General features: G+C 61.4%; 16 protein-coding genes. 10 read left to right on the top strand and 6 right to left on the bottom strand.

Annotation, left to right across the window (positions count from 1 at the left end):
* Nucleotides 1-41: 41 nt before the first annotated feature.
* From AC0IXS_RS05025 to AC0IXS_RS05015, 3 genes are all read left to right on the top strand, one after another.
* Nucleotides 42-452 carry a LexA family protein gene (locus AC0IXS_RS05025; RefSeq protein WP_471824018.1) on the top strand — a complete coding sequence of 137 codons (411 nt, stop codon included), beginning with the start codon at nt 42-44 and terminating at the stop codon, nt 450-452.
* A gap of 241 nt (nt 453-693) precedes the next feature.
* Nucleotides 694-888, top strand: coding sequence for a type II toxin-antitoxin system RelB family antitoxin (relB, locus tag AC0IXS_RS05020; RefSeq protein ID WP_122522127.1), 195 nt, complete (start codon nt 694-696; stop codon nt 886-888).
* Nucleotides 888-1,130, top strand: coding sequence for a type II toxin-antitoxin system RelE/ParE family toxin (locus AC0IXS_RS05015; protein WP_341538554.1), 243 nt, complete (start codon nt 888-890; stop codon nt 1,128-1,130). The genes relB and AC0IXS_RS05015 overlap by 1 nt, the downstream gene beginning before the upstream one ends.
* Before the next feature lie 178 nt (nt 1,131-1,308).
* Here the strand turns inward: AC0IXS_RS05015 and AC0IXS_RS05010 are convergent, their stop codons facing one another.
* Nucleotides 1,309-1,470: a hypothetical protein gene (locus tag AC0IXS_RS05010; protein ID WP_163033559.1), complete on the bottom strand. Its 162-nt coding sequence runs from the start codon at nt 1,468-1,470 to the stop codon at nt 1,309-1,311.
* Between the two features lie 352 nt (nt 1,471-1,822).
* Here AC0IXS_RS05010 and AC0IXS_RS05005 point away from each other — a divergent pair, with 352 nt between their 5' ends.
* The 4 genes from AC0IXS_RS05005 (at nt 1,823) to AC0IXS_RS04990 (ending at nt 4,563) form a co-directional block, all read left to right on the top strand.
* A complete protein-coding gene (locus AC0IXS_RS05005) occupies nt 1,823-2,143 on the top strand; it encodes a transcriptional regulator (protein WP_122668494.1) in 321 nt (106 codons plus the stop codon).
* Nucleotides 2,130-2,468 carry a helix-turn-helix domain-containing protein gene (locus AC0IXS_RS05000; RefSeq protein WP_057408783.1) on the top strand — a complete coding sequence of 113 codons (339 nt, stop codon included), beginning with the start codon at nt 2,130-2,132 and terminating at the stop codon, nt 2,466-2,468. Before AC0IXS_RS05005 ends, AC0IXS_RS05000 begins: the two co-directional genes overlap by 14 nt.
* Before the next feature lie 507 nt (nt 2,469-2,975).
* Entirely contained in the window at nt 2,976-3,986 is a 1,011-nt protein-coding gene (dusA, locus tag AC0IXS_RS04995) for a tRNA dihydrouridine(20/20a) synthase DusA (protein ID WP_122668561.1), read from the top strand.
* A gap of 145 nt (nt 3,987-4,131) precedes the next feature.
* On the top strand, nt 4,132-4,563 hold the full coding sequence (locus tag AC0IXS_RS04990; protein WP_004881179.1) for a universal stress protein: 432 nt from the start codon (nt 4,132-4,134) through the stop codon (nt 4,561-4,563).
* An 8-nt stretch (nt 4,564-4,571) separates the two neighbouring features.
* Here the strand turns inward: AC0IXS_RS04990 and AC0IXS_RS04985 are convergent, their stop codons facing one another.
* From AC0IXS_RS04985 to AC0IXS_RS04970, 4 genes are read right to left on the bottom strand one after another with little or no spacing between them, the layout of a single operon-like run.
* Nucleotides 4,572-5,036, bottom strand: a complete 465-nt coding sequence (locus AC0IXS_RS04985) for a response regulator (RefSeq protein ID WP_004881182.1) — start codon at nt 5,034-5,036, stop codon at nt 4,572-4,574.
* Nucleotides 5,033-7,360, bottom strand: coding sequence for an ATP-binding protein (locus AC0IXS_RS04980; protein ID WP_163014780.1), 2,328 nt, complete (start codon nt 7,358-7,360; stop codon nt 5,033-5,035). Before AC0IXS_RS04980 ends, AC0IXS_RS04985 begins: the two co-directional genes overlap by 4 nt.
* Complete coding sequence (locus AC0IXS_RS04975; protein ID WP_004881185.1) at nt 7,357-8,025, bottom strand: response regulator; 669 nt, start codon at nt 8,023-8,025, stop codon at nt 7,357-7,359. The genes AC0IXS_RS04980 and AC0IXS_RS04975 overlap by 4 nt, the downstream gene beginning before the upstream one ends.
* A complete protein-coding gene (locus AC0IXS_RS04970) occupies nt 8,022-9,206 on the bottom strand; it encodes a sensor histidine kinase (RefSeq protein WP_122438386.1) in 1,185 nt (394 codons plus the stop codon). The genes AC0IXS_RS04975 and AC0IXS_RS04970 overlap by 4 nt, the downstream gene beginning before the upstream one ends.
* Nucleotides 9,207-9,404: 198 nt before the next feature.
* Between AC0IXS_RS04970 and AC0IXS_RS04965 the strand changes: the two genes are divergently transcribed.
* Entirely contained in the window at nt 9,405-9,932 is a 528-nt protein-coding gene (locus AC0IXS_RS04965) for an SgcJ/EcaC family oxidoreductase (protein ID WP_004881189.1), read from the top strand.
* Between the two features lie 69 nt (nt 9,933-10,001).
* Here the strand turns inward: AC0IXS_RS04965 and AC0IXS_RS04960 are convergent, their stop codons facing one another.
* Complete coding sequence (locus tag AC0IXS_RS04960; RefSeq protein WP_043306703.1) at nt 10,002-10,538, bottom strand: RNA polymerase factor sigma-70; 537 nt, start codon at nt 10,536-10,538, stop codon at nt 10,002-10,004.
* A gap of 323 nt (nt 10,539-10,861) precedes the next feature.
* On the opposite strand from AC0IXS_RS04960, the gene AC0IXS_RS04955 reads away from it, so the two are divergent.
* Together AC0IXS_RS04955 and AC0IXS_RS04950 are read left to right on the top strand one after the other, a co-directional pair.
* On the top strand, nt 10,862-11,620 hold the full coding sequence (locus tag AC0IXS_RS04955; RefSeq protein ID WP_122690519.1) for a thioesterase II family protein: 759 nt from the start codon (nt 10,862-10,864) through the stop codon (nt 11,618-11,620).
* Nucleotides 11,621-11,714: 94 nt separating this feature from the next.
* Entirely contained in the window at nt 11,715-24,734 is a 13,020-nt protein-coding gene (locus tag AC0IXS_RS04950) for a non-ribosomal peptide synthetase (RefSeq protein WP_471824012.1), read from the top strand.
* Nucleotides 24,735-24,859: the final 125 nt, after the last annotated feature.

Genomic DNA, 24,859 nt, shown 5'->3' with positions numbered 1-24,859 from the left:
AACTGTATATGCATACAGTTAATCATAATAAGGCTCGCATCATGAGTGTCACCTTCCTCGGCCCCTTGTCCGCAGGGGGCATCAAGCCCCCGTTCATCTCCATGTCGTCCGTCGGCTCTCAATCGCCCGTCATCGAAAAACACGTCTCCGTCGCGGAGCTCTGCGAAGTGCGAGAACCGGACTTTTTCATTGCTGCGATCCAGGATGACAGCATGCAAGGGGAGCACATCAGCAAGGAAGACATGCTGATTGTCGACCGCGGACGCTACGCCGAGCACGGCGACATCGTCATCGCCTCGCTCAACGAGGCGCAGGTATGCAGGCGGTTGCACATGCGCGGGAATGTCGTGATGCTGGAATCCAGCCACAAGGATTACCCGTCGCAGCCTGTGACGGATAACGATGATCTGATTATTTTGGGGGTGGTGACGCAGAGTTTGAGGCGGGTTTGAATGGCGGGGAGGGTAGCAACTGATTGTCCCGTGCCGGCTGTCCGCACGTTTCGACGTTTTATGAAGATCATCCCATGCTGTGAATCTTGCTCATGAGGGCATTGGACACCGCGCTTTCACGTCACCAGCCACGCGGAAACCTTACAGGCAGAAATATGTGCTGAAGAGTTTCCCAATTCGCCAATCCTGACAGCTCGAGTGGAACGTACTAGACTGCGGCCTGTGTGACTTGGAGGTATCTATGAGCACTACACTTTCCCCCATCGTTTCCGAATTTGATACGCAAGAGCAAGCTGATAGCTACGATCTCTGGTTTCGCGCCAAGGTAGAAGCTTCATTGGCCGAACCTGGACGTGCAGTGCCTCACGATGAAGTCATGGCGCGCATGGACGCGATCATTGAGGCTGCCGAGGCCAGGCAGAGATCGGGTAGCTGATGTTGCCCATTGTCTGGCTGCAAGCTGCTGTAAATGACCTTTCTTCAATCATCCTCTACATAGCCAATGAAAATCCCTCTGCCGCTCGTTGCCTAAAATCACGTCTTCAGGCTGCGCCTTTACCATTAGCTGAACATCCTTATCTTTTTCCTCTAGAGCGGGTTTCCGGTACGCGCGAACTCGTCGCGCACCCTAATTACATCATCGTTTACCGCATTGCTCTGATCGAGTGGAGATCGTGAGCGTTTTGCATTCAAGGCAGACCTACCCGTTGACGTGAACAGGGCCACCTGTGTTGCGCAAGGTTCGGCGTCCAATGTGCAATGCGGAGCGCAAGGTAGGTAAGGGTTTATTAATGGCGGCTATGGAAATCAATGCAGGTCGCTCTGGAGACTTTGCTCAGGACAGCACCTTCGCCATTCATTCCAGTCCCTGTAAGATTCCACGTTGCCCCTGAGCTACGAGCTTGCGGTAAAACCCCTGCGCTTCCTGATAAACTACCTTTCCTGCGCGCTTGAGCCTGATTTGTGCGGTGTACTTGATTCCACCCTTTTTGCTCTTCCTTTGGGTGATCGTTCCCATCCCGTTCCTTCGGTGCTAAAAGTTTTTTTTGCGGTGCTAAATTTTAGCACCGCGCCCAAAAAACGGCCAAAAACAGCCCGAAAGTGCTAAAAATCGACTGATAAATATGCAACTAGATATTGCCTCAAGCCCCCGTCCTACAAGGCCTGCGCTGTCCCGCCGCTTCTCCGTCGCCCCCATGATGGAATGGATTATCCTGTTATAAAATCCCTTAAAAATCAGGTAGTTAAGTAATTTTTATGTGACGTTTTAGCAATTTTTTAGCACCCAACGCATCCTTCCGCCCTCGCACTACCTTCAGATCACTTTCGATAATTGTCATTACTACGTCAAAGACGTATGATCGCTGCCTATGCTTACCATTATCGAATCACCTTTGTTTTCCAGGCACTGGTCAGACTATTGGAGTGAAGAGGAGCGGGGTGCCTTCATGGCATTCTTGGCAAATAATCCCGATTCCGGCGCGGTAATACCAAGCTCTGGCGGCTGCCGAAAAGTGCGCTGGAGCATGGATGGCCGCGGCAAGAGTGGCGCAGTGAGGGTGATTTACACCGCTCAACTGCGCAACGGTGTATTGATTGCATTGCTCATCTGCGGCAAGGGCGCTACCGAAAACATCCCTGCGCACATCCTGCGCAGCATCGCAAAGGAGCTGAATCATGGCCCTGACTGAAAAAGAACTGCTTGAGCGAGATGCCAAACGTAATATTGGCGAAGAATTGTTGGCGGCTATCCAAGACGTCAAAGCCGGGCGGCATGGGGACGTGCATGGGGTCAAAATAACCGAGGCCGCTGAAGCTCGTGGCAAGACCGGATTGTCTCAGCCTAAATTTGCTGAGCTGCTGGGTGTCTCCGTCAGGACGTTGCAAGAGTGGGAACAGGGGAGGCGTATGCCGTCTGGAGCCGCGAGATCGCTTTTGCACATCGCAGTCTTGAGGCCGGATGTGTTCCGGGATGTCTTGATGATAGACAATAGTCACACCGTTCCACGCAACTGATTGGCTTTGGTTGAGATGGCGAGACGGTCGAATCGAATAATCTGCCCTCAGGTTGAAGAATTCCACCTGCGGATTTCGACGCGAGCGGCATCTGTCCGGTCGCCCGGCCTTTGCATTGGTTCGGGCAAGGTGGTTGGTCCATTGCTTCGCGGTTCTGCTCAAGCCCCATCCGGCTGTTTTACTGCTGCCTGGCTGGTTGTGGTTCCCGTTCGATGTCGGGGGCTAGGCCCCAAGCCAGATGCGGTCGCGCTGATGCAGCGCTCTGCAGTCTGCCGCTGATAGATGACACCAGCGCGCTTCGTGCCCGAGAGCCTCAATCAAACCTCCGCGCTTCCTGATAAACTGCGACATTCACGCAACCTCTTTTGATGCTGTGGGTCAGCTTTCGAGCAAGCTCAGGATGATCGTTTCCCCATTGCTTCTGTTGCTACATCGCTACCGCCGCTTGCTCTTTGTAGCAACGAAAGTAGGAAAACTGTCTCTATTTTGCTAAAACCACTGATGATCATGCAACCAGAAATCGCCCAAAACCCCCGTCCTAGAAGGCCTTCGCTGTCTAGACGCTTCTCTGTCGCCCCCATGATGGACTGGACCGACCACCATTGCCGCTTCTTCCTGCGTCTGCTCTCCAAACACACGTTGCTCTACACCGAGATGGTTACCACCGGCGCGTTGCTGCACGGCGACAGCGCGCGGTTCTTGCAGCATGACGAGACCGAGCATCCGTTGGCGCTGCAGTTGGGTGGCAGTACGGCGGCGGATCTGGCGGCGTGTGCGCGGATGGCGGAAGGTGTGGGGTATGACGAGGTCAATCTGAATGTCGGCTGCCCGAGTGATCGGGTGCAGAACAACATGATTGGCGCGTGCCTGATGGGGCATCCGGAGTTGGTGGCTGACTGCGTCAAGGCGATGCGTGATGCGGTGAGCATTCCGGTTACGGTCAAGCACCGCATCGGGATCAATGGTCGTGACAGCTACGAGCAGCTGTGTGATTTCGTCGGCAAGGTGCATGAGGCGGGTTGCCAGAGTTTTACGGTGCATGCGCGAATCGCGATTCTGGAAGGTTTGTCGCCGAAGGAAAATCGGGATATTCCGCCGCTGCGTTATGACGTGGTTGCGCAATTGAAGAAGGATTTCCCGCAGCTCGAGATCGTCCTCAACGGCGGTATCAAGACGCTGGAGCAATGCCAGGAGCATCTGCAGACCTTCGATGGCGTGATGCTGGGCCGTGAGGCGTATCACAATCCCTACCTGCTGGCGGAAGTGGATCAGCAACTGTTCGGCAGCACCGCGCCGGTTATCAGTCGCGCCGAAGCGCTGGAGGCACTGCGGCCTTACATTGAGGCGCATCTGGTCAGCGGCGGCAACATGCACCACATCACCCGGCATGTGCTCGGGCTTGCTCAGGGCTTTCCGGGGGCGCGGCGTTTTCGGCAGTTGCTTTCGGTCGATATCCACAAGCATGAGAACCCGTTGATGCTGCTGGATCAGGCGGCAGCTTTCCTCGAAGGTCGCTAAAGGCGAGCAAACAGGTGTTTTCTCAATGACGTCTGGCAGTCCAGGCGTCGCCTGCTTGCGCTGGATCAAATCAACCGTTCTTTCCTGTAGCTGCGCCGCCCGGCTCAGGCTATGTTGACGGCATAATCCAACAAGGAAAGCCGCCATGCATAAAGTTCTTGTTCCTTTCGACGGTTCCGAGCACGCGATGCGGGCTGTCGGGTATGTCATTGAGTTGTCTGCCGATCTCAAAAAGCCGCTTGAGGTTCATCTGCTGAACGTGCAGGCCAGTCCGATCGATTACAGCCTCTATCTGGCACCGGACATGATAGAGGGTGTGAAGGCCGGCCTGAACAACGAAGGCAAGCGTGTGCTGGATGATGCGATTGAGCTGCTGACCGCTGCCGGAACACCCTTTCAGGCGCACGTCGATCTGGGCAATGTTGCGGAGCAGGTTGAGGCGCAGGTGCAGAAGCTGGGTTGCGACGTGATCGTCATGGGCACCCGGGGGTTGAGCAGCGTGACGGGCCTGTTGCTGGGCTCGGTCGCCACGCGGGTGATTCATGAAGCGTCGGTGCCGGTGACGCTTATCAAGTAAGCCGCCAGCTATTGCTGTGCCAGCGAACGTGGCTGGCGCAGCAGTTCTATGTGCTCGGGCGGCACCAGCTTGCGCAGCGTCTTGTACAGCGCCCGTGTCTCCAGCAGGTTCCAGATCCGCAGCATGGTTTCCAGCGCATCGAGCGGTTTGCTGATGAAGTCCCGTGCGCCCAATGCCAGGGCGCGCAGGCGAGTGTCACGCGTAGCGTCGGCAGTCAGAACCATGATCGGCACGTAATCATTGGTGGGAATGCGCCGGTTCAGTTGTTCAAGGACCGCAAAGCCGTCGAACTCGGGCATGTGCAGGTCCAGTACCACCAAATCCGGCTCGAAACTGTTGAACAGGTCCAGCGTACGCAACGGCTCGGTGCTGCTCAGTACGTTTGTCAGTCCTTCCCGGGCGAGCAGTTGCTCCATCAACTCAAGGTTGGGGCGCTGATCATCGATGATCAGGATACGGAAATCTCCGGTCATGTCGGCTCCGGTATGTATTGATCCAGATACGCGAGAAAGGCCGGCACCTGGATGGGTTTGGTCAGGATGGCGGTTGCGCCGGCCGCTTGCAAGGTTCGCTGAACGGTGTCGCTGGCGTCGGCGGTGATCATCAGGATCGGCGTATGCGCGGTCGCTGGCAGGCGTCTTAGACGCTGCAGGACCTCCAGCCCTTGAAGGTCCGGCAGATTCAGGTCCAGCAGGATCAATTGCGGGGCATGCTGCCTGGCCAGGTCCAGACCCAGTTGTCCCTGCATGCTCGACAGCAGCCGAATGCCCGGTCTGCGCTGCAGCAGCGTCTCGATCAGGGCCATGCTCGACAGGTTGTCCTCGATGCACAGCACCTTGCCGTGATAGTCGGTAGCGGCAGGGCGTTGCACAGCCGGTAGCAGTTCGGTCGGACGCGGTGCGGGTGCGACGGGAGCCTGCACTTGAACGTGAGGCAGTCTCAGGGTGAAGCGGCTGCCCTGTCCGGGCGTGCTTTCCACCGACAGCTGACCCTGCATCATCTCGAGCATGCTTTTGCTCAGCGCCAGACCCAGGCCGGTGCCTTCAACATTCGGATCGGCGCCCAGGCGCTCGAACGGTTTGAACAACTGATCAATGCGTTCGGCGGCGATGCCGTGGCCGGTGTCTATCACCGTCACGGTCGTGTGCTCCTCCAGTTGCTCGACTTCGATCTGCACCTGACCATGGGGCCGGTTGTACTTGATGGCGTTGGACAGCAGGTTGAGCAACACCTGGATCAGGCGCTGGCGGTCGGCGATCACGCCAAGTTCGTCCGGCATGTCTGGCAGTTCGACCAGTCGGATGTTGCCGTCCGCCGCCATCGGCGAAACCAGCACCAGCGCTTCCTGAAGCACTGCCGACAGGGCCACCGGTTCCAGGCTCAGGGACAGGTGGCCAGCTTCGATACGGGCGATGTCCAGCACCTCGTTGATCAGCTTCAGCAAATGCTGGCCGGCACGCAGGATGTGTCCGACCTGCGGCCGCTGGCTGGCAGTCGAATCCATGTCCAGCAACTGGGCAAACCCCAGGATCGAGTTCAGCGGCGTGCGCAACTCGTGGCTCATGCGCGAAAGAAACTCGCTTTTCGCCCGGCTGGCGCGTTCGGCTTCTTCACGGGCAGTACCCAGCGCGATCTCTGCGGCACGGCGGTCGGTGATGTCTCGGGTGATCTTGGAGAAACCACGCAGTTCGCCGTTGCCGTCGTACTGTGCAGTAATCACCACGCTGGCCCAGAAACGGCTGCCGTCCTTGCGGCAGCGCCAGCCTTCTTCCATGTAATGCCCTTCGACCGTAGCCTCATGCAACGCCATGTCCGGATGCTGCGGACACTCCTCTGGCTGGTAGAAAACAGAGAAGTGCTGACCGATGATTTCCTGTTCGGTGTAGCCCTTGATACGCTCGGCACCGGCGTTCCAGGTGGTGATGTAGCCGTGCTTGTCCAGCGCGAAAATGCCGTAGTCCTTCACGCCTTCAATGATGAGCCGCAGGCGTTCTTCGTTGTCCCGCAGGGCGCGCTCACGCTCGGCAAGCAATTGCCCGGCTTCGACCAGACGCGTGCTCAACTGACCGATCTCGTCTTTCTCCGGAGGTTGTGGCCGCAAGGGATGGCCGAGCGCCAGGCGTTGGGCGTTGCGCTGCACCTGCTGGACCCGCGTGACGATGCCTCGCGACAGCATGAGCACCGCCAGAATGGCGCCGATGATGCCGCAGGCGGCGGCCAGCAGCGTGGACAGCAACAGTTGCTGGCGAGTGGCCGACGCGGCGGCAGTGCGTTCGGCCAGCAGCGTGTCCTCGCGCTCGCGCATGGTGCTGATGCGTTCGCGCAATTGATCGAGTACGTATTTGTTTTCAATCAGGATGCGCGTGATATTTTCCGGTACATCCAGGCTGAGTGCCTGCAGTTTTGCCAGCCCGTCGGCCTTGGCGTGGATCAGGGGCTCGATCGACGTCAGGTACCCGCGCATCCGCTCGTCCTGGATATTGGCATCAAGCCGTGACAGCGCCGCGTCGATCAGCGGCTGTGCGTTCAGATAACCAGGCAGAAAATCCGCCTGGCGGGTCAGCAGGTAACCGCGCACGCTTGCGGCTGCTTCGGCGATCTGGGTATGCACCGTCTGAATATCACCCTGCACCAGCAGTGCACGGCGCACATCCTCTTCGGCCTGCGCGGTCTGGCGCTCGGCGTGATAGATCAACCCCAGCGAGGACATCAGCACCACCAGCGGCATCGAAATCGCCAGCAGTGCCTTGCCACGCAGGGGGAGATCCTGCCAGCGGCTGGTGGACAGTGCTGTCATTGCCAGTCGCCCGGTGCCTGAGTGACCAGCCCCAGCGCCACGCCACGCACAGCCGCCTGGGTACGATCAGATGCGCCGAGCTTGCCGATCACTTTTTCCACGTGAGCCTTGGCAGTGCCGGTGGTGATGCCCAGTTTTTCGCCGATTTCCCGGTTGCTGAAACCGCCTGCCACCAGCCCCAGCACCTGACGTTCGCGAGGCGTCAGGGCTTCGGGCAGTGACGCGCCGCTGGTGTTGCGCTCGGTCATGCGGCGCAGCAGGCGCGCGCTGACCGCACTGTTCAGAGCCTCTTCCCCACGTGCCACGCGTTGCAGGCTGGCAATCACCTCATCGCGGCTGGCGTCCTTGAGCAAGTAGCCCACGGCACCGGCGCTGATCGCCGCTTCCAGGTGATCGGTGCTGTCGTCCATGGTGAAGATCACCACCTTGAGCTTCGGCATGCGTTGCTGCAGAAGCCGGGCCGCGCCCAGTCCGTTGAGCACCGGCATGCGGATGTCGAGTATCGCGATGTCCGGTTGCAGTTCTTCGCAGAGCTCAATGGCCTGCTGGCCGTTGGCGGCCTGGCCAACCACTTCGAATTCAGGATGTCCTGCCAGCAGCGAGACGAATCCGGTACGGGTCACTTCATGGTCGTCCGCAAGGACCAGTCGCAGGGTGTCAGTCATTGAATTGCCTTGTCAGCAGTGAAAGGGACAGTAGCGCGCAATCGCGTACCGCAATCGGGACGGCTGACACAGGTCAGGCGGCCACCCATCAGACTGGCGCGCTCCTGCATGGCCACCAGCCCCAGTTTCTGAACGCCGTTGCCGTCGCTGCGCTGATCGGTCACGAAACCGCGGCCATTATCCTCGAGCAGCAGCGAAACGTTACTGTCACTGATGTCCAGCGCCAGTTGCACGCTGCCAGCGCCCGAATGCTTGAGCACATTGTTGATGCCTTCCTGAGCAATGCGAAACAGGCCGATCTCCAGATGGCTGGGCAGGCGGACCATCGAGCGCGAGCTCCAGTGCACGGCGATGCCGGCTTCGCGCAGGCGGTCAGCTTCCTTGTCGACCGCCTGAAGCAGGCCGAAGTCATCGAGCACGGTAGGGCGCAGACCGCTGATCAACTGCCGTCCTTCGCCCACGCAGTGTTGGGCCAGATTGAGGATGGCCTGCAGGTCGGCGCTCATGGGCTCCGGCAGGTCCGGGCAGCGTCCTGCAAAACCTTGCAGACGCTGATGCAGTCCGGCAAGCGTTTGTGCCAGACCGTCATGCAGGTCATAGGCCATGCGCTTGCGTTCGTCTTCCTGAGCGGTGAACAGTTGATGCACCAGCTCGGACATGGTCCGCTCCCGCGCCACCAGCGCTTCGAGCAGGCGGTTGTTCTCCAGATGCGCCGCCAGCAGCGTGGCGAGGAGTTGCAGGGATTCGATGTCTTCGTTGTCCGGGGCATTGATCCCGACGCTGTTGGCGAGCAGCAGCGTGCCGAACGCGCCTTCATCTGCACCGCGCAACGGCAGCATCAGCACACTGGGCAGTCGGTCTTGCGGACAATCCAGCCACTGCGGGCCGACGGCCAGGGTGTCGGCCACCTTGTCCATCGAGTTCAGACGTTCCTTGCTGCCGTGGCTGGCCGTGATCGTGACTACGTTATCGCTGTTCCACTCAAGCAGCAGGCCATGGTCCATGGCCACGAAGGCACAGGCCCGTTGCAGCACCCGCTGGCGCATGGCTTCGGGCGGCAGCTGGGTCAGTTCCTGGCCTGTGTCCACCAGAAGTCGCAGACGGGCGGCACGGCTTTGCGACTGGCGATACTGGGTACGAATCGCCAGGGCACTTGCCGGGTCATGGGGAGGGCTTTGCATAGGGGAGGGCTCCAGCGAAGGGTGATGCGCGCGCGAGCACACCTTGAGTACAGCCATTAGAACGCGTAAGGCGATTGTGCGCCTATCTGCCAGTTGGCATAGGCAAATAACCCCGTTCGGCCGATGGAGCAAACAGCGCTACAGGGCAAATTGGCAACCACTGAATCCCTGAACCGATTACCCCGTAGGAGAGTTGCAATGAAACTGAAATTGACCGCCCTGGCCCTGTTCCTCGCTGTAAGCGCCCCGATGGTTCAGGCAGCTGCCGAACCGGCCGGCGGTTACACCTACCGCATGGTGGCCGAGCAGCCAAGCAACGTAAACGATAAAGAGATTGCAGGTCTGTTCGACCGCTGGAACAAGGCTTTGAAAACCGGCAATCCGCAGACCGTTGTCTCACTCTACGCCAAGGATGCCGTGCTGCAGCCGACAGTCTCGAACAAGGTGCGAGCCAACCCGGCCGAGATCAAGGACTACTTCGAGCACTTCCTGGCCCTCAAGCCGGTCGGTGAGATCAACTACCGGGAAATCCGCCGTCTGGGTCCGGATGCAGCAGTGGACAGCGGTGTCTACACCTTCACCCTGACGTCGGCCGAGGGCAAGCAGAGCAAGGTCCAGGCTCGCTATACCTTCCTTTACCATCGTGTCGGCAACGAGTGGAAGATCTTGAACCACCACTCCTCGGCCATGCCGGAAGTGCAGCCTGAGTACCAGGTCAGCCGCTGATAAAAAGCGTCGAGCCAAAACGAAAAATCCGGAGCCCAGGCTCCGGATTTTTTTGTCGTCTGAAAAGGCTCAAGGCTCGGTTCTGACGCCGTTGACCTTGCGACAGTGAATCAGCGCATCGCGAATCATGAAGTTGACCAGGGTAGGGGAGACGCCCAGTTCCTTGGCGATGTCCTTTTGCGGTACACCGTGCAGGCGGTACATCTCGAACGCGTAACGGGTGCGGGGTGGCAGCTCCGAAAGCGCGTCGGCAATTTTTTCCAAACTCGAGAAGTTAATGTGCGAGGTTTCCGGCGAAGCGCCCTGAATCACCACATTCAGTCCCTCGGCCTCAGGGCCGGTGTATCGCTGCTCCAGTGCCTGCTTGCGGTAGTGGTCGATGGCCAGATTGCGCACGATCTGAAACAGATAGCTGAGCTGAGCCTTGAACGTCAGCGTGACCTGAGGGGCCGAACGCAGCCTGAAGAACGCGTCCTGAACCACATCCTCCGCGCGGGACCGACAACCCACGATGCGTGCCGCAATCTTGACCAGCAGCAGGTAATTGTCGACGAAAGCCTGGAGGAGGGGTGAATCGCACTTACTTGTGAATACTTGTTCCGTCATGGAATTCACCTTGCTGCAAAGTCATTGGAGGGGAGCGGCCTTGTGGGTCGCGCCATCACGTGGGGCGATAAATTAGTCTTAATGATAATTATTGTCAAATGCGAAAGCGCATCAGCGCACTTTAAAGGGGCGATTCCGACCAGCGCGCCCGACGCGCGTGCAAGGCGGCCGAACGCGACTAATTATTTCCGAACGCCGTCCGTTCTCATTGATGACAGGCCCGCCCATGACGCAGGCCGGGGATGACATCAGGAGAACACCATGCGTATCGATCGCGCGCATCGCGGCTTTTACACCGGATCCAATGGACGGACGGCCCTGATATGAACAGCTCAACAGGCATGAAGCTGTTCTGCCTGCCGTATTCCGGTGCCAGCGCGATGTTCTACAGCCCCTGGCGGCGCGCGTTGCCGGACTGGCTGAACGTGCGTCCGCTGGAACTGCCGGGCCGCGGCATGCGCATGGCCGAACCGTTGCAGACGGATATCGTGCAACTGGCCGGTCAACTGGCCGACGAGATCGCCGCCGAACTCGACACCCCTTATGCGCTGTTCGGGCACAGCCTGGGCGGGCTGCTGGCCTTCGAACTGGCGCATGCACTGCGCGCTCGCGGGCTGCCCGCGCCGCTGGCGCTGTTCGCCTCGGCCACGGCGGGGCCTGCGCGCCGCGACGTCAGCGACTACGCCGTGGCCAGGACCGATGCGCAATTGATCGAACGACTTCGCACGCTCAAGGGCACCCGCGAAGAGGTGATCGCCAATGACGAACTCATGCAAATGATGCTGCCGATCCTGCGCGCCGATTTTCTGCTGTGTGGCAGCTTTGTCTATGGCGTGCGCGAGCCGCTGCATATCCCCATTCACGTATTCGGCGGCAAGCAGGACAGCGTCAGCGTCGAAGAACTGCTCGACTGGCAGGAAGACGCCGCGACGGGGTTTTCTCTGGATATGTTCGAAGGCCACCACTTCTATCTGGTCGACGAGCAGGCTCAATTGCTACGCCATCTGCGGCGTTACGCCGAACAGCACCTGACTCGCTGGCGCAACAGCGCGGCTCGGCACCTGACCCGCGCAGCTGGCTGATGCCCGCTCGCCCGACGCGTCGCTGATCCTGCGACGCGCTTTTTTTTGATACCCAGACCCGCTCTGGCAAGCCGAATCCAGCAGGAAACCCATCATGGACGCTTTTGAACTCCCCGACACTCTGGCTCAGGCGCTGCAACGTCGCGCCGCGAAAACGCCTGACCAGCTGGCGCTGCGTTTTCTCACCGACGAAAACAGCCAGGGCCTGGTGTTGACCTACCGTGATCTGGACCTGCGTGCGCGCACCATCGCTGCCGCCCTGAAGCGTGAGGCAGTGCCGGGAGATCGCGCGATTCTGTTGTTTCACAGCGGGCCGGATTACGTCGCGGCGTTCTTCGGTTGTCTGTATGCCGGAGTCATTGCCGTACCGGCCTATCCACCGGAATCCAATCGCCGTCATCATCAGGAACGTCTGCTGTCGATCATCGCCGACGCCGAACCGCGTCTGCTGCTGACCGGTTCCGACCTGAAATCCGCCTTGCTGCAAATGGACGAACTGGCGGCTGCCGATGCACCGCAACTGCTTTGTGTGGACACGCTGGACAGCGTCCTCGCCGAAGGCTGGCAAGGACCTGAATTGCAGGCCGACAACATCGCCTTTCTGCAGTACACCTCAGGCTCGACGGCCTTGCCCAAAGGCGTGCAGGTGAGCCACGGCAACCTGGTTGCCAACGAAATGCTGATCCGTCACGGCTTCGGCATTGACCTCAATCGCGACGATGTCATCGTCAGCTGGCTGCCGCTGTACCACGACATGGGCCTGATCGGCGGTCTGTTGCAGCCGATTTTCAGCGGCGTGCCCTGCGTACTGATGGCGCCTGCGTACTTCCTGACACGCCCGCTGCGCTGGCTGGAAGCGATCAGCGAGTACGGCGGCACCATCAGCGGCGGACCGGATTTCGCCTATCAGCTGTGCAGCGCACGGGTCAGCGAGTCGGCGCTGGAGCGCCTGGACCTGAGTCGCTGGCGCGTTGCGTACTCCGGTTCCGAGCCGATCCGTCAGGACAGCCTCGACGCGTTTGCCGACAAGTTCGCCCGTTGCGGCTTCACGCCCGACAGCTTCATGGCGTCCTACGGGCTGGCCGAGGCCACGCTCTATGTGGCCGGAGGCAAGCGCGGCCACGGCATTCCTTCATTACGTCTGGACGAAGCGGCGCTGGCGCGCAACGTCGTGGAACTGGGAGAGGGCAGTCCGGTGATGAGTTGCGGCACCGGTCAGCCGGGGCATGGCGTACTGATCGCAGACCCGAATACCTTGCAAGCGCTGGACGACAACCACGTCGGTGAAGTCTGGGCTACCGGTCCCAGTATCGCCCATGGTTACTGGCGCAACCCTGAAGCGACGGCAAAGACCTTCGTCGAACATGACGGCCAGACCTGGCTGCGAACCGGCGATCTGGGTTTCCAGCGCCACGGCGAGCTGTATATCACTGGCCGCTTGAAAGACATGCTGATCGTGCGCGGGCAGAACCTCTACCCGCAGGACATCGAAAAAGTCGTCGAGCGCGACGTCGATGTGGTGCGCAAAGGCCGTATCGCCGCGTTCGCTGTGACTCATGCGGGCATCGAAGGCATCGGCATCGCGGCTGAAGTCGGTCGCAGTGTTCAGAAAACCCTGCCACCCGAAGCCTTGATCAAGCTCATTCGCCAGGCCGTAGCCGATGCGTTCCAGGAGGCACCAACGGTCGTCGTGCTGCTCAACCCTGGCGCGCTGCCCAAGACCTCCAGCGGCAAACTGCAACGTTCAGTCTGCCGCACGCGTCTGGCCGATGGCAGCCTGGACAGCTACGCGGTGTTTCCTGAAAGCACCGCAAGTCAGGTGGCGCAGGTGCATGCCACGGGTTCGCAGCTGCTGGCCAAAGTTGCCGACGTCTGGTGCGAGCAGTTGCAGCGCGAGCAGATCAGCGTGGATGACCACTTCTTCCTGCTGGGCGGCAACTCGATTGCCGCGACTCAGGTGGTGGCGAAGCTGCGTGAGGTGCTGGGCATCGACCTGAGCCTGCGTCTGCTGTTCGAAGCGCCGACCCTGGGTGCCTTTGTTGCGCAGATCGAAGCGCTGCAACTGGCCGCACAACAAGGCGATGCGCCCAGCGAAAACGCAATCACCCGCCTGCCGGGTGACGAGCACTTGCCGCAATCCCTGGCGCAGAACCGCCTGTGGTTTGTCTGGCAACTGGACCCGCACAGCAGCGCCTACAACATTCCCGGCGGTCTGCACTTGCGTGGCGAACTGGACCGCTCGGCCCTGCGCGACAGTTTTCAGCGGCTGATCGAGCGTCATGAATCACTGCGTACCCGCTTCTACGAACAGGACGGCGTAGCGCTGCAACGCATCGATCCGGCCGGTGAGTTTCAGTTGCAGGTGCTGGACATCAGTGGCCTGTCTGGCGACGAGCGTCAAAACCGGGCGCGGGCGATTCGCGAAGAGCAGGCGCGTCAGCCGTTCGATTTACAGAACGGTCCGCTGCTGCGCGTAACGCTGGTGCAACTGGACGATGAAGAACACCTGTTGCTGGTGACCCTGCATCACATCATCGCCGACGGCTGGTCGCTGAACGTGCTGATCGACGAATTCTCGCGCCTTTATGCGGCGGCTGTTCAAGGTCAGTCGCTTGAACTGGCAACGCTGGCGCTGCGTTATGCCGACTACGGCCAGTGGCAGCGTGAATGGCTGGCGCGTGGCGAGGCTGCGCGCCAGCTTGAGTACTGGAAGCAGCAACTGGGCGACGAGCAGCCCGTGTTCGCGTTGAACACCGACCATCCGCGCTCGGCGCGCCAGCAGCACAGCGCCGACCGCTACAGCGTGCGCCTGAGTGTCGAATTGAGCGCCGCCGTGCGCAATATGGCGCAAGCCTGGCAATCGACGCCGTTCATGCTGTTGCTGGCCAGCTTCCAGACCCTGTTGCATCGCTACAGCGGACACACCGACATTCGCATCGGCGTGCCCGGTGCCAATCGTCCGCGTCATGAAACCCAGGGCATGATCGGCTTCTTCATCAACACCCTGGTGTTGCGTGCGCAGCTCGATTCGCGCCAGGCATTCTCGGCATTGCTGGCCCAGACCCGTCAGACGGCGCTGGACGCTCAGGCGCATCAGGATGTGCCCTTTGATCAACTGGTCGAAGCCTTTGCTCAGGCCCGCGAGCACGGTCTGTTTCAAGTCATGTTCAACCATCAGCAGCGTGACCTGAGTGCCTTGCGCCGCTTGCCGGGATTGCTCGCCGACGAATTGCCATGGCACAGCCGCGAAGCCAAGTTCGACCTGCAATTGCACAGCGAGGAAGACAGAAACGGTCGCCTGACGCTGTCTTTCGATTACGCCGACGAGCTGTTCGAGCGCGACACCATCGTGCGCATGGCGCAGCATTATGTGCGGGTGCTGACTCAGGTCAGCCAGGAGGCGCAGGTCGCGCTGGGTGATCTGCAACTGCTCGGCGATGACGAGCAGGCGCAACAGGCACAGTGGAGCAGTGCGACCTGTGTGCCCGCGACACGTTGGCTGCCTGAGCTGCTCAACAATCAGGCCCGACAAACCCCTGAACGGATTGCGCTGATGTGGGAGGGCGGCAGCCTCGACTTTGCCAGTCTGCATGCCCAGGCCAATCGTCTCGCGCATTACCTGCGCGACAAGGGCGTCGGCCCGGATGTCAAAGTCGCGATTGCCGCAGAGCGTTCGCCACAACTGCTGATCGGGCTGCTCGCGATTCTCAAGGCCGGTGGTGCGTACGTGCCGCTGGACCCGGATTACCCGACCGAACGCCTCGCTTACATGCTCAACGACAGCGGCGTCGAACTGCTGTTGACCCAGAGCCATCTGCTGGGCGACCTGCCGTGCGCCGATGGCGTTTGCACCGTCGCGATGGACACCCTGAACCTGGAAAGCTGGCCGGTGAGTGCGCCAGGTCTGCATTTGCAGGGCGATAACCTTGCGTACGTGATTTACACATCGGGCTCCACCGGGCAACCCAAGGGTGTTGGCAACACCCACGCAGCGCTGGCCGAGCGCCTGCAATGGATGCAGGCGACCTACGCGCTGGATGACAGCGACGTGCTGATGCAGAAAGCGCCAATCAGTTTCGACGTATCGGTATGGGAGTGTTTCTGGCCGCTGATCACCGGTTCCCGATTGCTGCTGGCCGGTCCCGGCGAACACCGCGATCCGCATCGTATCGCGCAACTGGTCAGGGATTACGGCGTCACTACGCTGCACTTCGTGCCGCCGCTGTTGCAGGTGTTCATCGACGAACCGCTTACCCGGCAGTGCAACAGCCTGCGTCGTCTGTTTTCGGGGGGTGAAGCGCTGCCGAGTGAGCTGCGTAACCGGGTGCTGGAGCAACTGCCGAACGTGCAGTTGCACAACCGCTATGGCCCGACCGAAACCGCGATCAACGTCACCCATTGGTATTGCCAGGAGGCGGACGGCGAGCGCTCGCCGATTGGCCGCCCGCTGGGCAACGTGCTGTGTCGGGTACTAGATAATGAATTGAATCCGGTGCCGCAAGGCGTCGCGGGTGAGCTGTGCATTGGCGGCATCGGTCTGGCACGAGGCTATCTGGGGCGTCCGGTACTGACAGCCGAACGTTTCGTGGCCGATCCGCTGGGCCAGGCGGGTGAGCGGCTGTATCGCACCGGCGATCGGGTGCGCTGGGGCAGTGATGGCGCGCTGGAATACCTGGGGCGTCTCGATCAGCAGGTCAAGCTGCGTGGCTTCCGGGTCGAACCGCAGGAAATCGAAGCGCGTCTGCTGGCTCAATCGGGAGTTGGCCATGCGGCGGCACTGGTGCGCGAAACGGTCGCCGGTCCGCAACTGATCGGCTACTACACCGGAGCGCTCGAGGGCGAAAGCGAAGCTGAACAGGCAGAGCGCATCAAGTCCGCCCTGGCGCTGGAACTGCCGGATTACATGGTCCCGACGCAATTCGTGCGCCTGGACAGCATGCCCCTCAGCCCAAGCGGCAAGCTCGACCGTCGCGCCTTGCCCGAACCGCAATGGCAGACCCGCGAGCACGTCGAGCCGCAGTCGGCGCTGCAAAAGCAGATCGCCGCCATCTGGCGTGAAGTGCTGGGTGTGCCGCGTGTCGGCTTGCGTGATGACTTCTTCACGCTGGGCGGCCATTCCTTGCTAGCCACCCAAATCATCTCCCGCGTGCGTCAGGCCTGCGACATCGACCTACCGCTGCGCACGCTGTTCGAAGCCAGCGAACTGGGTGCGTTCGCCGAGCAGGTCGCGAGCATTCAGGCGTCCGGCGTACGCGGCAGCCTGCAACCGATTGCCCGCGTCGACCGCAGTCAGCCGGTGCCGTTGTCCTACTCGCAGCAACGCATGTGGTTCCTCTGGCAGATGGAGCCGGACAGCCCGGCCTACAACGTGGGCGGCATGGCTCGCCTGAACGGGGTGCTGAACATCGAGCGTTTCGACGCGGCGCTGCAAGCGCTGATCCTGCGCCACGAAACCCTGCGCACTACCTTTCCCAGCATCGATGGCGTGGCGTATCAGAAAGTCTCGGAGCACACCGGTCTACAGATGCGCTGGGAAGACATTTCCGCGCTGCCTGTCGAGGTTCGCCAGCAGCGGCTTCAGGTATTGGCCGACAGCGAAGCGCATCAGCCGTTTGATCTGGAAACCGGACCGCTGCTGCGTGCCTGTCTGGTCCGGGCAGGCGAGCTGGAACATTACTTCGTCCTGACCCTGCACCACATCGTCACCGAAGGCTGGGCGATGGACATTTTCGCTCGCGAACTGGGGCTGCTGTACGAAGCTTTTCTTGAGGGCAAGGCGTCGCCGCTGGAACCGCTGGCGGTGCAGTATCTGGATTACAGCGTCTGGCAGCGCCAGTGGATGGAAGCGGGCGAGCGTCAGCGCCAACTGGATTACTGGACCGCGCAACTGGGCAACGAGCACCCCTTGCTGGAGCTGCCAAGCGATCGTCCGCGTCCGCCGGTGCAGAGCCATCAGGGCGAGTTGTACCGTTTTGATCTGCAAGCCGATCTGGCCGCCCGGGTTCGCGCTTTCAACGCACAGAACGGCCTGACCCTGTTCATGACGATGACCGCCACGCTGGCGGTGCTGCTCTACCGTTACAGCGGCCAGACCGACCTGCGCATCGGCGCGCCGGTGGCCAATCGGATTCGCCCGGAAAGCGAAGGCCTGATCGGCGCGTTCCTCAACACCCAGGTGCTGCGTGTGCAGCTCGACGGGCAGATGAGCGTGGCGCAGTTGTTCGAGCAGGTTCGGCATACCGTCATAGAGGGCCAGTCGCATCAGGACCTGCCGTTCGACCATCTGGTCGAAGCCCTGCAACCGCCGCGCAGTGCGGCCTACAACCCGCTGTTCCAGGTGATGTGCAATGTGCAGCGCTGGGAATTCCAGCAGAGCCGTGAGCTGGCCGGGATGACGGTCGAGTATCTGGTCAACGATGCGCGGGCGACCAAGTTCGACCTCAATCTGGAAGTCACCGAACTGGATCACCGTCTGGGCTGCTGCCTCACCTACAGCACCGACCTGTTCGACGAGCCGCGCATCGCCAAAATGGCCGAGCACTGGCTCAACCTGCTGCAAGCCTTGCTGGCCGATCCGCAGCAACGCCTCAGCGAACTGCCGCTGTTGCAGGACGCCGAGCGTCAGCAGCTGCTCGACAGTCTGGGCGTCGAAGCGGGCGAGCAGCGCCTGGATCAGTGCGTTCATGAGCTGTTTGCCGAGCAGGCCCGCCTGCGTTCGAACGCGCCAGCGCTGACCTTTGCCGGCGAAACCCTGAGCTACGCCGAACTGGACAGCCGGGCCAACCAACTGGCGCGGGTGCTGCGCGAGCGGGGTGTCGGGCTGCAGGTGCGTGTCGGTCTGGCGCTGGAGCGGTCGTTGCACATGGTGATCGGCCTGCTGGCGATCCTCAAGGCTGGTGGCGCCTATGTACCGCTGGATCCGGAATACCCGCTGGAGCGCTTGCAGTACATGATCGAAGACAGCGGCGTCGGCCTGCTGTTGAGTGATCGCGCAATGTTTGCCGCCCTCGGTGAGCTGCCTGATGACGTGGCGCGCTGGTGTCTGGAGGATGACCTGCCATTGCTGGAAGGTTACTCGCACGACGAATTGCCGTTCCTCAGCCTGCCGCAGCATCAGGCGTACCTGATCTACACCTCGGGCTCGACCGGCAAGCCAAAAGGCGTGGTGGTGTCCCATGGTGAAATCGCCATGCACTGCCAGGCGGTGATCCGCCGCTTCGACATGCAGCCTGACGACTGCGAGCTGCATTTCTATTCGATCAATTTCGATGCGGCCACCGAGCGTCTGCTGGTGCCATTGCTTGCAGGTGCACGCTTGGTTTTGCGGGCGCAGGGGCAGTGGGACGCCGAAGAAATCTGCTGCCTGATCCGTGAGCAACAGGTCAATATTCTCGGTTTCACCCCGAGCTACGGCAGCCAGCTGGCGCAATGGCTGGCGACACAGGGCCAGACACTGCCGGTGCGCATGTGCATCACCGGCGGCGAAGCACTGACTGGCGAGCACCTGCATCGCATTCGTGCGGTGTTCCAGCCGGAGCTGTTTTTCAATGCCTACGGCCCGACGGAAACCGTGGTCATGCCGCTGGCCAGTCTGGCCCCGCAGCAATTGCCGGAAGGCGAGGCCAGCGTGCCGATTGGTCAGGTGGTGGGCGCGCGAGTCGCCTACATCCTCGATGCCGACCTGGCTCTGGTGCCGCAGGGCGCGAGTGGCGAGTTGTACATCGGCGGACCGGGTCTGGCGCAGGGGTATCACCAGCGTCCGGGCATGACCGCAGAGCGCTTCGTGGCCGATCCGTTCAGCGGGCAGGGCGGGCGTCTGTACCGCACCGGCGATCTGGTGCGCCAGCGTGCCGATGGGCTTGTGGAATACATGGGCCGAATCGACCATCAGGTGAAAATTCGCGGCTTCCGTATCGAGCTGGGCGAAATCGAAACCCGTCTGCTGGAACACGGGCGCGTTCGCGAGGCCGTGGTGCTGGCCCTGGATACGCCGTCAGGCAAGCAATTGGCAGGTTATCTGGTCACTGACGTGGCCGAGCAGGATGCCGGGCAACAGGCGCATCTGCGTGACTCGCTAAAAGCGCACCTCAAGGCGCAACTGCCGGATTATATGGTGCCTGCGCACCTGATTCTGCTGGACAGTATGCCGCTGACCGCCAACGGCAAGCTCGACCGACGGGCCTTGCCTGCGCCGGACCCCGAGCTCAATCGCCAGCACTATGTGGCGCCGGTCAGCGACCTCGAGCAGCAACTGGCGGCGATCTGGTGCGCAGTGCTGAACGTGGCGCAGGTCGGGCTCGACGACAACTTCTTCGAGCTGGGCGGCGATTCGATTCTGTCGATTCAGGTGGTCAGTCGGGCGCGTCAGGCGGGCATTCATTTCACACCACGTGATCTGTTTCAGCATCAGACCGTATATACCCTTGCTGCCGTAGCGACGACTCAGCAGTTGATCAAGGCCGAACAGGGCCGGGTGAGCGGCGAATCGGGCTTCACGCCGATTCAGCACTGGTTCTTCGACACGCCGATTCCAGAGCGTCAGCACTGGAATCAGGCGCTGGTGCTGGAGCCTGTCGCCCGCTTGAACGCGCAGACGCTGGAACTCGCGCTGCAGGCCGTGCTTGATCAGCATGACGCACTCAGGCTCAGGTTCCTGGAACAGAACGGTCGCTGGAGCGCTGAGCATCGCGCAGTCGTCACGCAAGACGCGCTGCTGATCCACGTGCAGGTGGCGCAGATGGACGAATGCGCCGCGCTGTTCGAGCAGGCCCAGCGCAGCCTTGATCTGCAGAACGGTCCGCTGTTGCGTGCCGTGCTGGTGGATGGACCGCAGGATCAGCAACGTCTGCTGATGGTCATTCATCACCTGGTGGTCGATGGTGTGTCCTGGCGTGTGCTGCTTGACGATGTGCAGACGTCTTATCGGCAGCTCAGTGAAACCCTGCCGGTTCGTTTGCCGGCCAAGACCAGTGCCTTCCGGGACTGGGCGAGTCGCTTGCAGGCCTATGCCGGCAGCGAGTCGTTGCGTGAAGAGCTTCAATGGTGGCAACGCCAGCTCAGCGGTCCGACCGCCGCGCTGCCGTGCCATGCCCCGCAGGGCGGTCAGCAGAATCGTCACGCCCGAACCCTCAGCGTGCGATTGGACTCCAGTAGCACCCGGCATCTGCTGCAACAGGCGCCGAGCGCCTACCGGACCCAGGTCAACGACTTGCTGCTGACCGCATTGGCGCTAGTGGTATGCCAATGGAGCGGGCAAGCCTCGACCTTGATCCAGCTCGAAGGCCACGGCCGCGAAACCCTGTTCGATGACATCGACCTGACCCGCACCGTCGGCTGGTTCACCAGCGCCTATCCGTTGCGCCTGACCCCTGCGCTCGACCATGCCGAACCGGGTGAGTCCATCAAGGCCATCAAGGAGCAGCTGCGTCAGGTGCCGCACAAGGGGCTGGGTTACGGGGTGCTGCGCTATCTGGCCGATGAGGGCAGTCGCAGTACCATGCTGGCGTTGCCGGTCGCCCCGATCACCTTCAACTACCTGGGCCAGTTCGATCAGAGCTTCGCTGACGACGCGCTGTTCCGGCCGTTGGAAGAGTCCGCTGGCGCGACCCATGATCCTCATGCGCCGCTGCCCAACGAGCTGAGCATCGACAGTCAGGTGTACGGCGGCGAACTGGTGCTGCGCTGGACGTTCAGCGCCGAGCGTTATCTGCCTGAAGTCATTGAAGCCCTGGCGCAGGATTATCTGAAGCAGTTGCAGGCGCTGATCAGCCATTGCCTGACCGAAGGCAGCGGCGGTCTGACGCCGTCGGACTTCCCGCTGGCCGAAATGGATCAGGCGCAGCTGGACGCGTTGCCGGTTCCGGCAGCCCGGATCGAAGACGTCTATCCGCTGACCCCGATGCAGGAAGGCATGCTACTGCACACGCTGCTGGAGCCGGGGACCGGCCTGTATTACATGCAGGACCGCTACCGCATCAACAGCGCGCTGGACCCGCAACGTTTCGCGCAAGCCTGGCAGGCTGTGATCGCTCGGCATGAAGCGCTGCGGGCCTCGTTCTGCTGGGACATCGGCGAAACCATGTTGCAGGTCATTCACAAACCGGGCGATACGCCCATCGATTACCTGGACTGGCGCGACGTGGCCAGCGACCAGCAGGAACCGCGACTGCAGGCCCTGCTCAAGTCTGAGCGTGAGGCCGGGTTCGATCTGCTGCGTCAACCGCCGTTCCACCTGCGCCTGATCCGCGTGGATGAGGCGCGCTACTGGTTCATGATGAGCAACCACCACATCCTCATCGATGCCTGGTGCCGCTCGTTGCTGATGAACGATTTCTTCGATATTTACACTGCGCTGGGCGAGGGTCGTGACGCGCAATTGGCTCCCGCGCCACGTTATCGCGACTACATCGGCTGGCTGCAACGCCGGGGGCTGACGCAGGCCCGCGACTGGTGGCGTCAGAATCTGGCGGGCTTCGAACGGCCAACGCCGATTCCGAGCGACCGTCCGTTCCTGCGTGAACACGCGGGCGAGAGCGGCGGTATGGTGGTCGGCGACTGCTACACCCGTCTCGATGTCGCGGACGGCGCACGGCTGCGTGAACTGGCGCAGCAGCACCAACTGACCGTCAATACCTTCGCCCAGGCCGCGTGGGCCTTGACCCTGCGACGTCTGAGCGGTGATCGCGACGTCGTGTTCGGTGTCACCGTGGCAGGCCGTCCGGTGGAATTGCCGCAGATGCAGCGCACCGTCGGGCTGTTCATCAACACCATTGCGCTGCGCATCGGCATGCCGGGGGACGAGCAGCGTTGCAGCGTGCGTCAGTGGCTGAGTCAGTTGCTGGACAGCAACATGCAACTGCGCGAGTACGAATACCTGCCGCTGGTGACCATTCAGGAAAACAGCGAGCTGCCCAAGGGCCAGCCACTGTTCGACAGTCTGTTTGTGTTCGAGAACGCGCCGGTGGAAGTCTCGGTGCTGGACCGTGCCCAAAGCCTGAACGCCACCTCCGATTCCGGTCGCACCCACACCAACTACCCGCTGACGGCGGTCTGCTACCCCGGCGATGACCTGGGCCTGCACCTGTCCTACGACCAGCGTTACTTCGACGAATCAACCGTGCAGGGCATGCTCGGTGAGTTCAAGCGCCTGCTGCTGGCGCTGGTCGAAGGCTTCCACGGCGACATGGTCGAGCTGGCGCTGCTCGGCGAACCGGAACGTGAATTCCTGCTGGAAGGCTGTAACCAGAGCGAGCGCGTCTATCCGCTGGAGCGCAGCTACGTGGCGTTGTTCGAGGCGCAGGTTGCCGAGCATCCCGAGCGCATCGCCGTCAGCTGTCTGGAACATCGCGCCAGCTATGCCGATTTGAACCATTCCGCCAACCGACTGGGCCATGCCTTGATCAGGGCCGGTGTCGGGTTCGATCAGCCGATTGCGCTGCTGGCCGAGCGCGGGCCTGAGCTGTTGGGCATGATTATCGGCAGCTTCAAGGCCGGTGCCGGTTACCTGCCGCTGGACCCGGCGCTGCCGAATCCACGCCTGAGCGGGATCATCGGTCAGAGCCAGACGCCAGTTCTGGTGTGTACCGAGCACTGTGTGGGGCAGGGCAGGGCCTTGCTTGAGGCGCTGCCCGAAGCCAATCGCCCGCACCTGCTGGTCTGGGAAACCGTGCAGCATCAGGAAACCGCACAGCACAATCCGGGTCGCTACAGCGCACCGGACAACCTGGCCTATGTGATCTTCACCTCGGGTTCGACCGGGCAACCGAAAGGCGTGATGGTCGAGCAGCGCGGCATGCTCAACAATCAGCTGAGCAAGGTGCCTTACCTGAACCTCAGCGCTGCCGATGTGATTGCCCAGACCGCTTCGCAGAGCTTCGATATCTCGGTCTGGCAGTTCCTCGCTGCGCCGCTGTTTGGCGCTCGGGTCGATATCGTCCCCAACGACATCGCTCGCGATCCCCAGGCGCTGCTCACACATGTTCAGGTGCAGGGCATCAGCGTGCTGGAAAGCGTGCCGTCACTGATCACCGGGCTGTTGGCCGAAGAGCAGGCGACGCTCGACGGCCTGCGCTGGATGCTTCCGACGGGCGAAGCGATGCCGCCGGAACTGGCCAGCCAGTGGCTGCAACGCTATCCCGATATCGGGCTGGTGAATGCCTACGGTCCGGCTGAATGTTCGGACGACGTGGCGTTCTTCCGGGTCGATGCGGCGTCCACCCGCAGCACCTACCTGCCCATCGGCCTGCCGACCGACAACAACCGTTTGTATGTGCTCGATGAAGCGCTGGAGCTTGTGCCGCGGGGCGCCGTCGGTGAGCTCTGCGTGGCGGGTACCGGGGTCGGACGCGGTTATGTCGGCGATCCGCTGCGCACCGTGCCGGTGTTCGTGCCCAACCCGTTAGGTGCGCCGGGCGAGCGCTTGTATCGCACCGGAGATCTGGCACGCCGTCGCAGCGATGGCGTGCTGGAATACGTCGGTCGGGTCGACCATCAGGTCAAGATCCGTGGCTACCGCATCGAACTGGGCGAGATCGAAACCCGCTTGCAGGAGCATGCTGCGATTCGCGAATCGGTGGTGCTGGATATCGACGGTCCGCTGGGCAGGGTGCTCGCCGCCTATCTGGTGCCCAACGGCGTGGTGCAGGACCCCGACGCCTTGCGTGACGACCTGAATAACCAGCTCAGGGCCAGCTTGCCGGACTACATGGTGCCCTCGCATCTGGTGCTGCTGGAGCAGATGCCGCTGACCCCGAACGGCAAGCTGGACCGTAGGGCCCTGCCTGCGCCGGACGTCAGCCTGGCGCAGCAGGATTACGTCGCGCCACAAAGCGAAATGGAGCAGCAACTGGCGGCGATCTGGGCCGATGTGCTCAAGGTGGAGCGGGTCGGTATCACCGACAACTTCTTCGAACTGGGCGGCCATTCACTGCTCGCCACCCGGGTGGTGACCCGTGCGCAGAAACAGTTGCAGCGCAACGTGCCGCTAAGGGCAATGTTCGAGTTCAACACGGTTCAGGCGCTGGCACAGCATCTGGAAAGCCTGGGCGGGCAGAAGGTCGACGAGCAGAAATTCGACCGGCTGGCCGACCTGATGGCGGAACTGGAAGGGCTCTGATCGGCCTGTCGTCGGGCTATCGGCCTAGCGGATGAAAAACTCGTTACCGGGTGTAAATCCGCAGGTCGCTGGCGCGTTTTCAAGGGAAGGAATAAATGCCTGAATCGGCCGGGTCCTCTACCCGG

Source organism: Pseudomonas sp. AC016, from assembly GCF_979253365.1.
The sequence above is the reverse complement of the archived record's forward strand: the minus strand, read 5'-3'. Positions and strand labels throughout refer to the sequence as shown.

Coding starts and splice junctions, on each gene's coding strand:
- AC0IXS_RS05025 (WP_471824018.1), top strand. CDS start 42: ATGAGTGTCACCTTCCTCGGCCCCTTGTCCGCAGGGGGCATCAAGCCC.
- relB (WP_122522127.1), top strand. CDS start 694: ATGAGCACTACACTTTCCCCCATCGTTTCCGAATTTGATACGCAAGAG.
- AC0IXS_RS05015 (WP_341538554.1), top strand. CDS start 888: ATGTTGCCCATTGTCTGGCTGCAAGCTGCTGTAAATGACCTTTCTTCA.
- AC0IXS_RS05010 (WP_163033559.1), bottom strand. CDS start 1,470: ATGGGAACGATCACCCAAAGGAAGAGCAAAAAGGGTGGAATCAAGTAC.
- AC0IXS_RS05005 (WP_122668494.1), top strand. CDS start 1,823: ATGCTTACCATTATCGAATCACCTTTGTTTTCCAGGCACTGGTCAGAC.
- AC0IXS_RS05000 (WP_057408783.1), top strand. CDS start 2,130: ATGGCCCTGACTGAAAAAGAACTGCTTGAGCGAGATGCCAAACGTAAT.
- dusA (WP_122668561.1), top strand. CDS start 2,976: ATGCAACCAGAAATCGCCCAAAACCCCCGTCCTAGAAGGCCTTCGCTG.
- AC0IXS_RS04990 (WP_004881179.1), top strand. CDS start 4,132: ATGCATAAAGTTCTTGTTCCTTTCGACGGTTCCGAGCACGCGATGCGG.
- AC0IXS_RS04985 (WP_004881182.1), bottom strand. CDS start 5,036: ATGACCGGAGATTTCCGTATCCTGATCATCGATGATCAGCGCCCCAAC.
- AC0IXS_RS04980 (WP_163014780.1), bottom strand. CDS start 7,360: ATGACAGCACTGTCCACCAGCCGCTGGCAGGATCTCCCCCTGCGTGGC.
- AC0IXS_RS04975 (WP_004881185.1), bottom strand. CDS start 8,025: ATGACTGACACCCTGCGACTGGTCCTTGCGGACGACCATGAAGTGACC.
- AC0IXS_RS04970 (WP_122438386.1), bottom strand. CDS start 9,206: ATGCAAAGCCCTCCCCATGACCCGGCAAGTGCCCTGGCGATTCGTACC.
- AC0IXS_RS04965 (WP_004881189.1), top strand. CDS start 9,405: ATGAAACTGAAATTGACCGCCCTGGCCCTGTTCCTCGCTGTAAGCGCC.
- AC0IXS_RS04960 (WP_043306703.1), bottom strand. CDS start 10,538: ATGACGGAACAAGTATTCACAAGTAAGTGCGATTCACCCCTCCTCCAG.
- AC0IXS_RS04955 (WP_122690519.1), top strand. CDS start 10,862: ATGAACAGCTCAACAGGCATGAAGCTGTTCTGCCTGCCGTATTCCGGT.
- AC0IXS_RS04950 (WP_471824012.1), top strand. CDS start 11,715: ATGGACGCTTTTGAACTCCCCGACACTCTGGCTCAGGCGCTGCAACGT.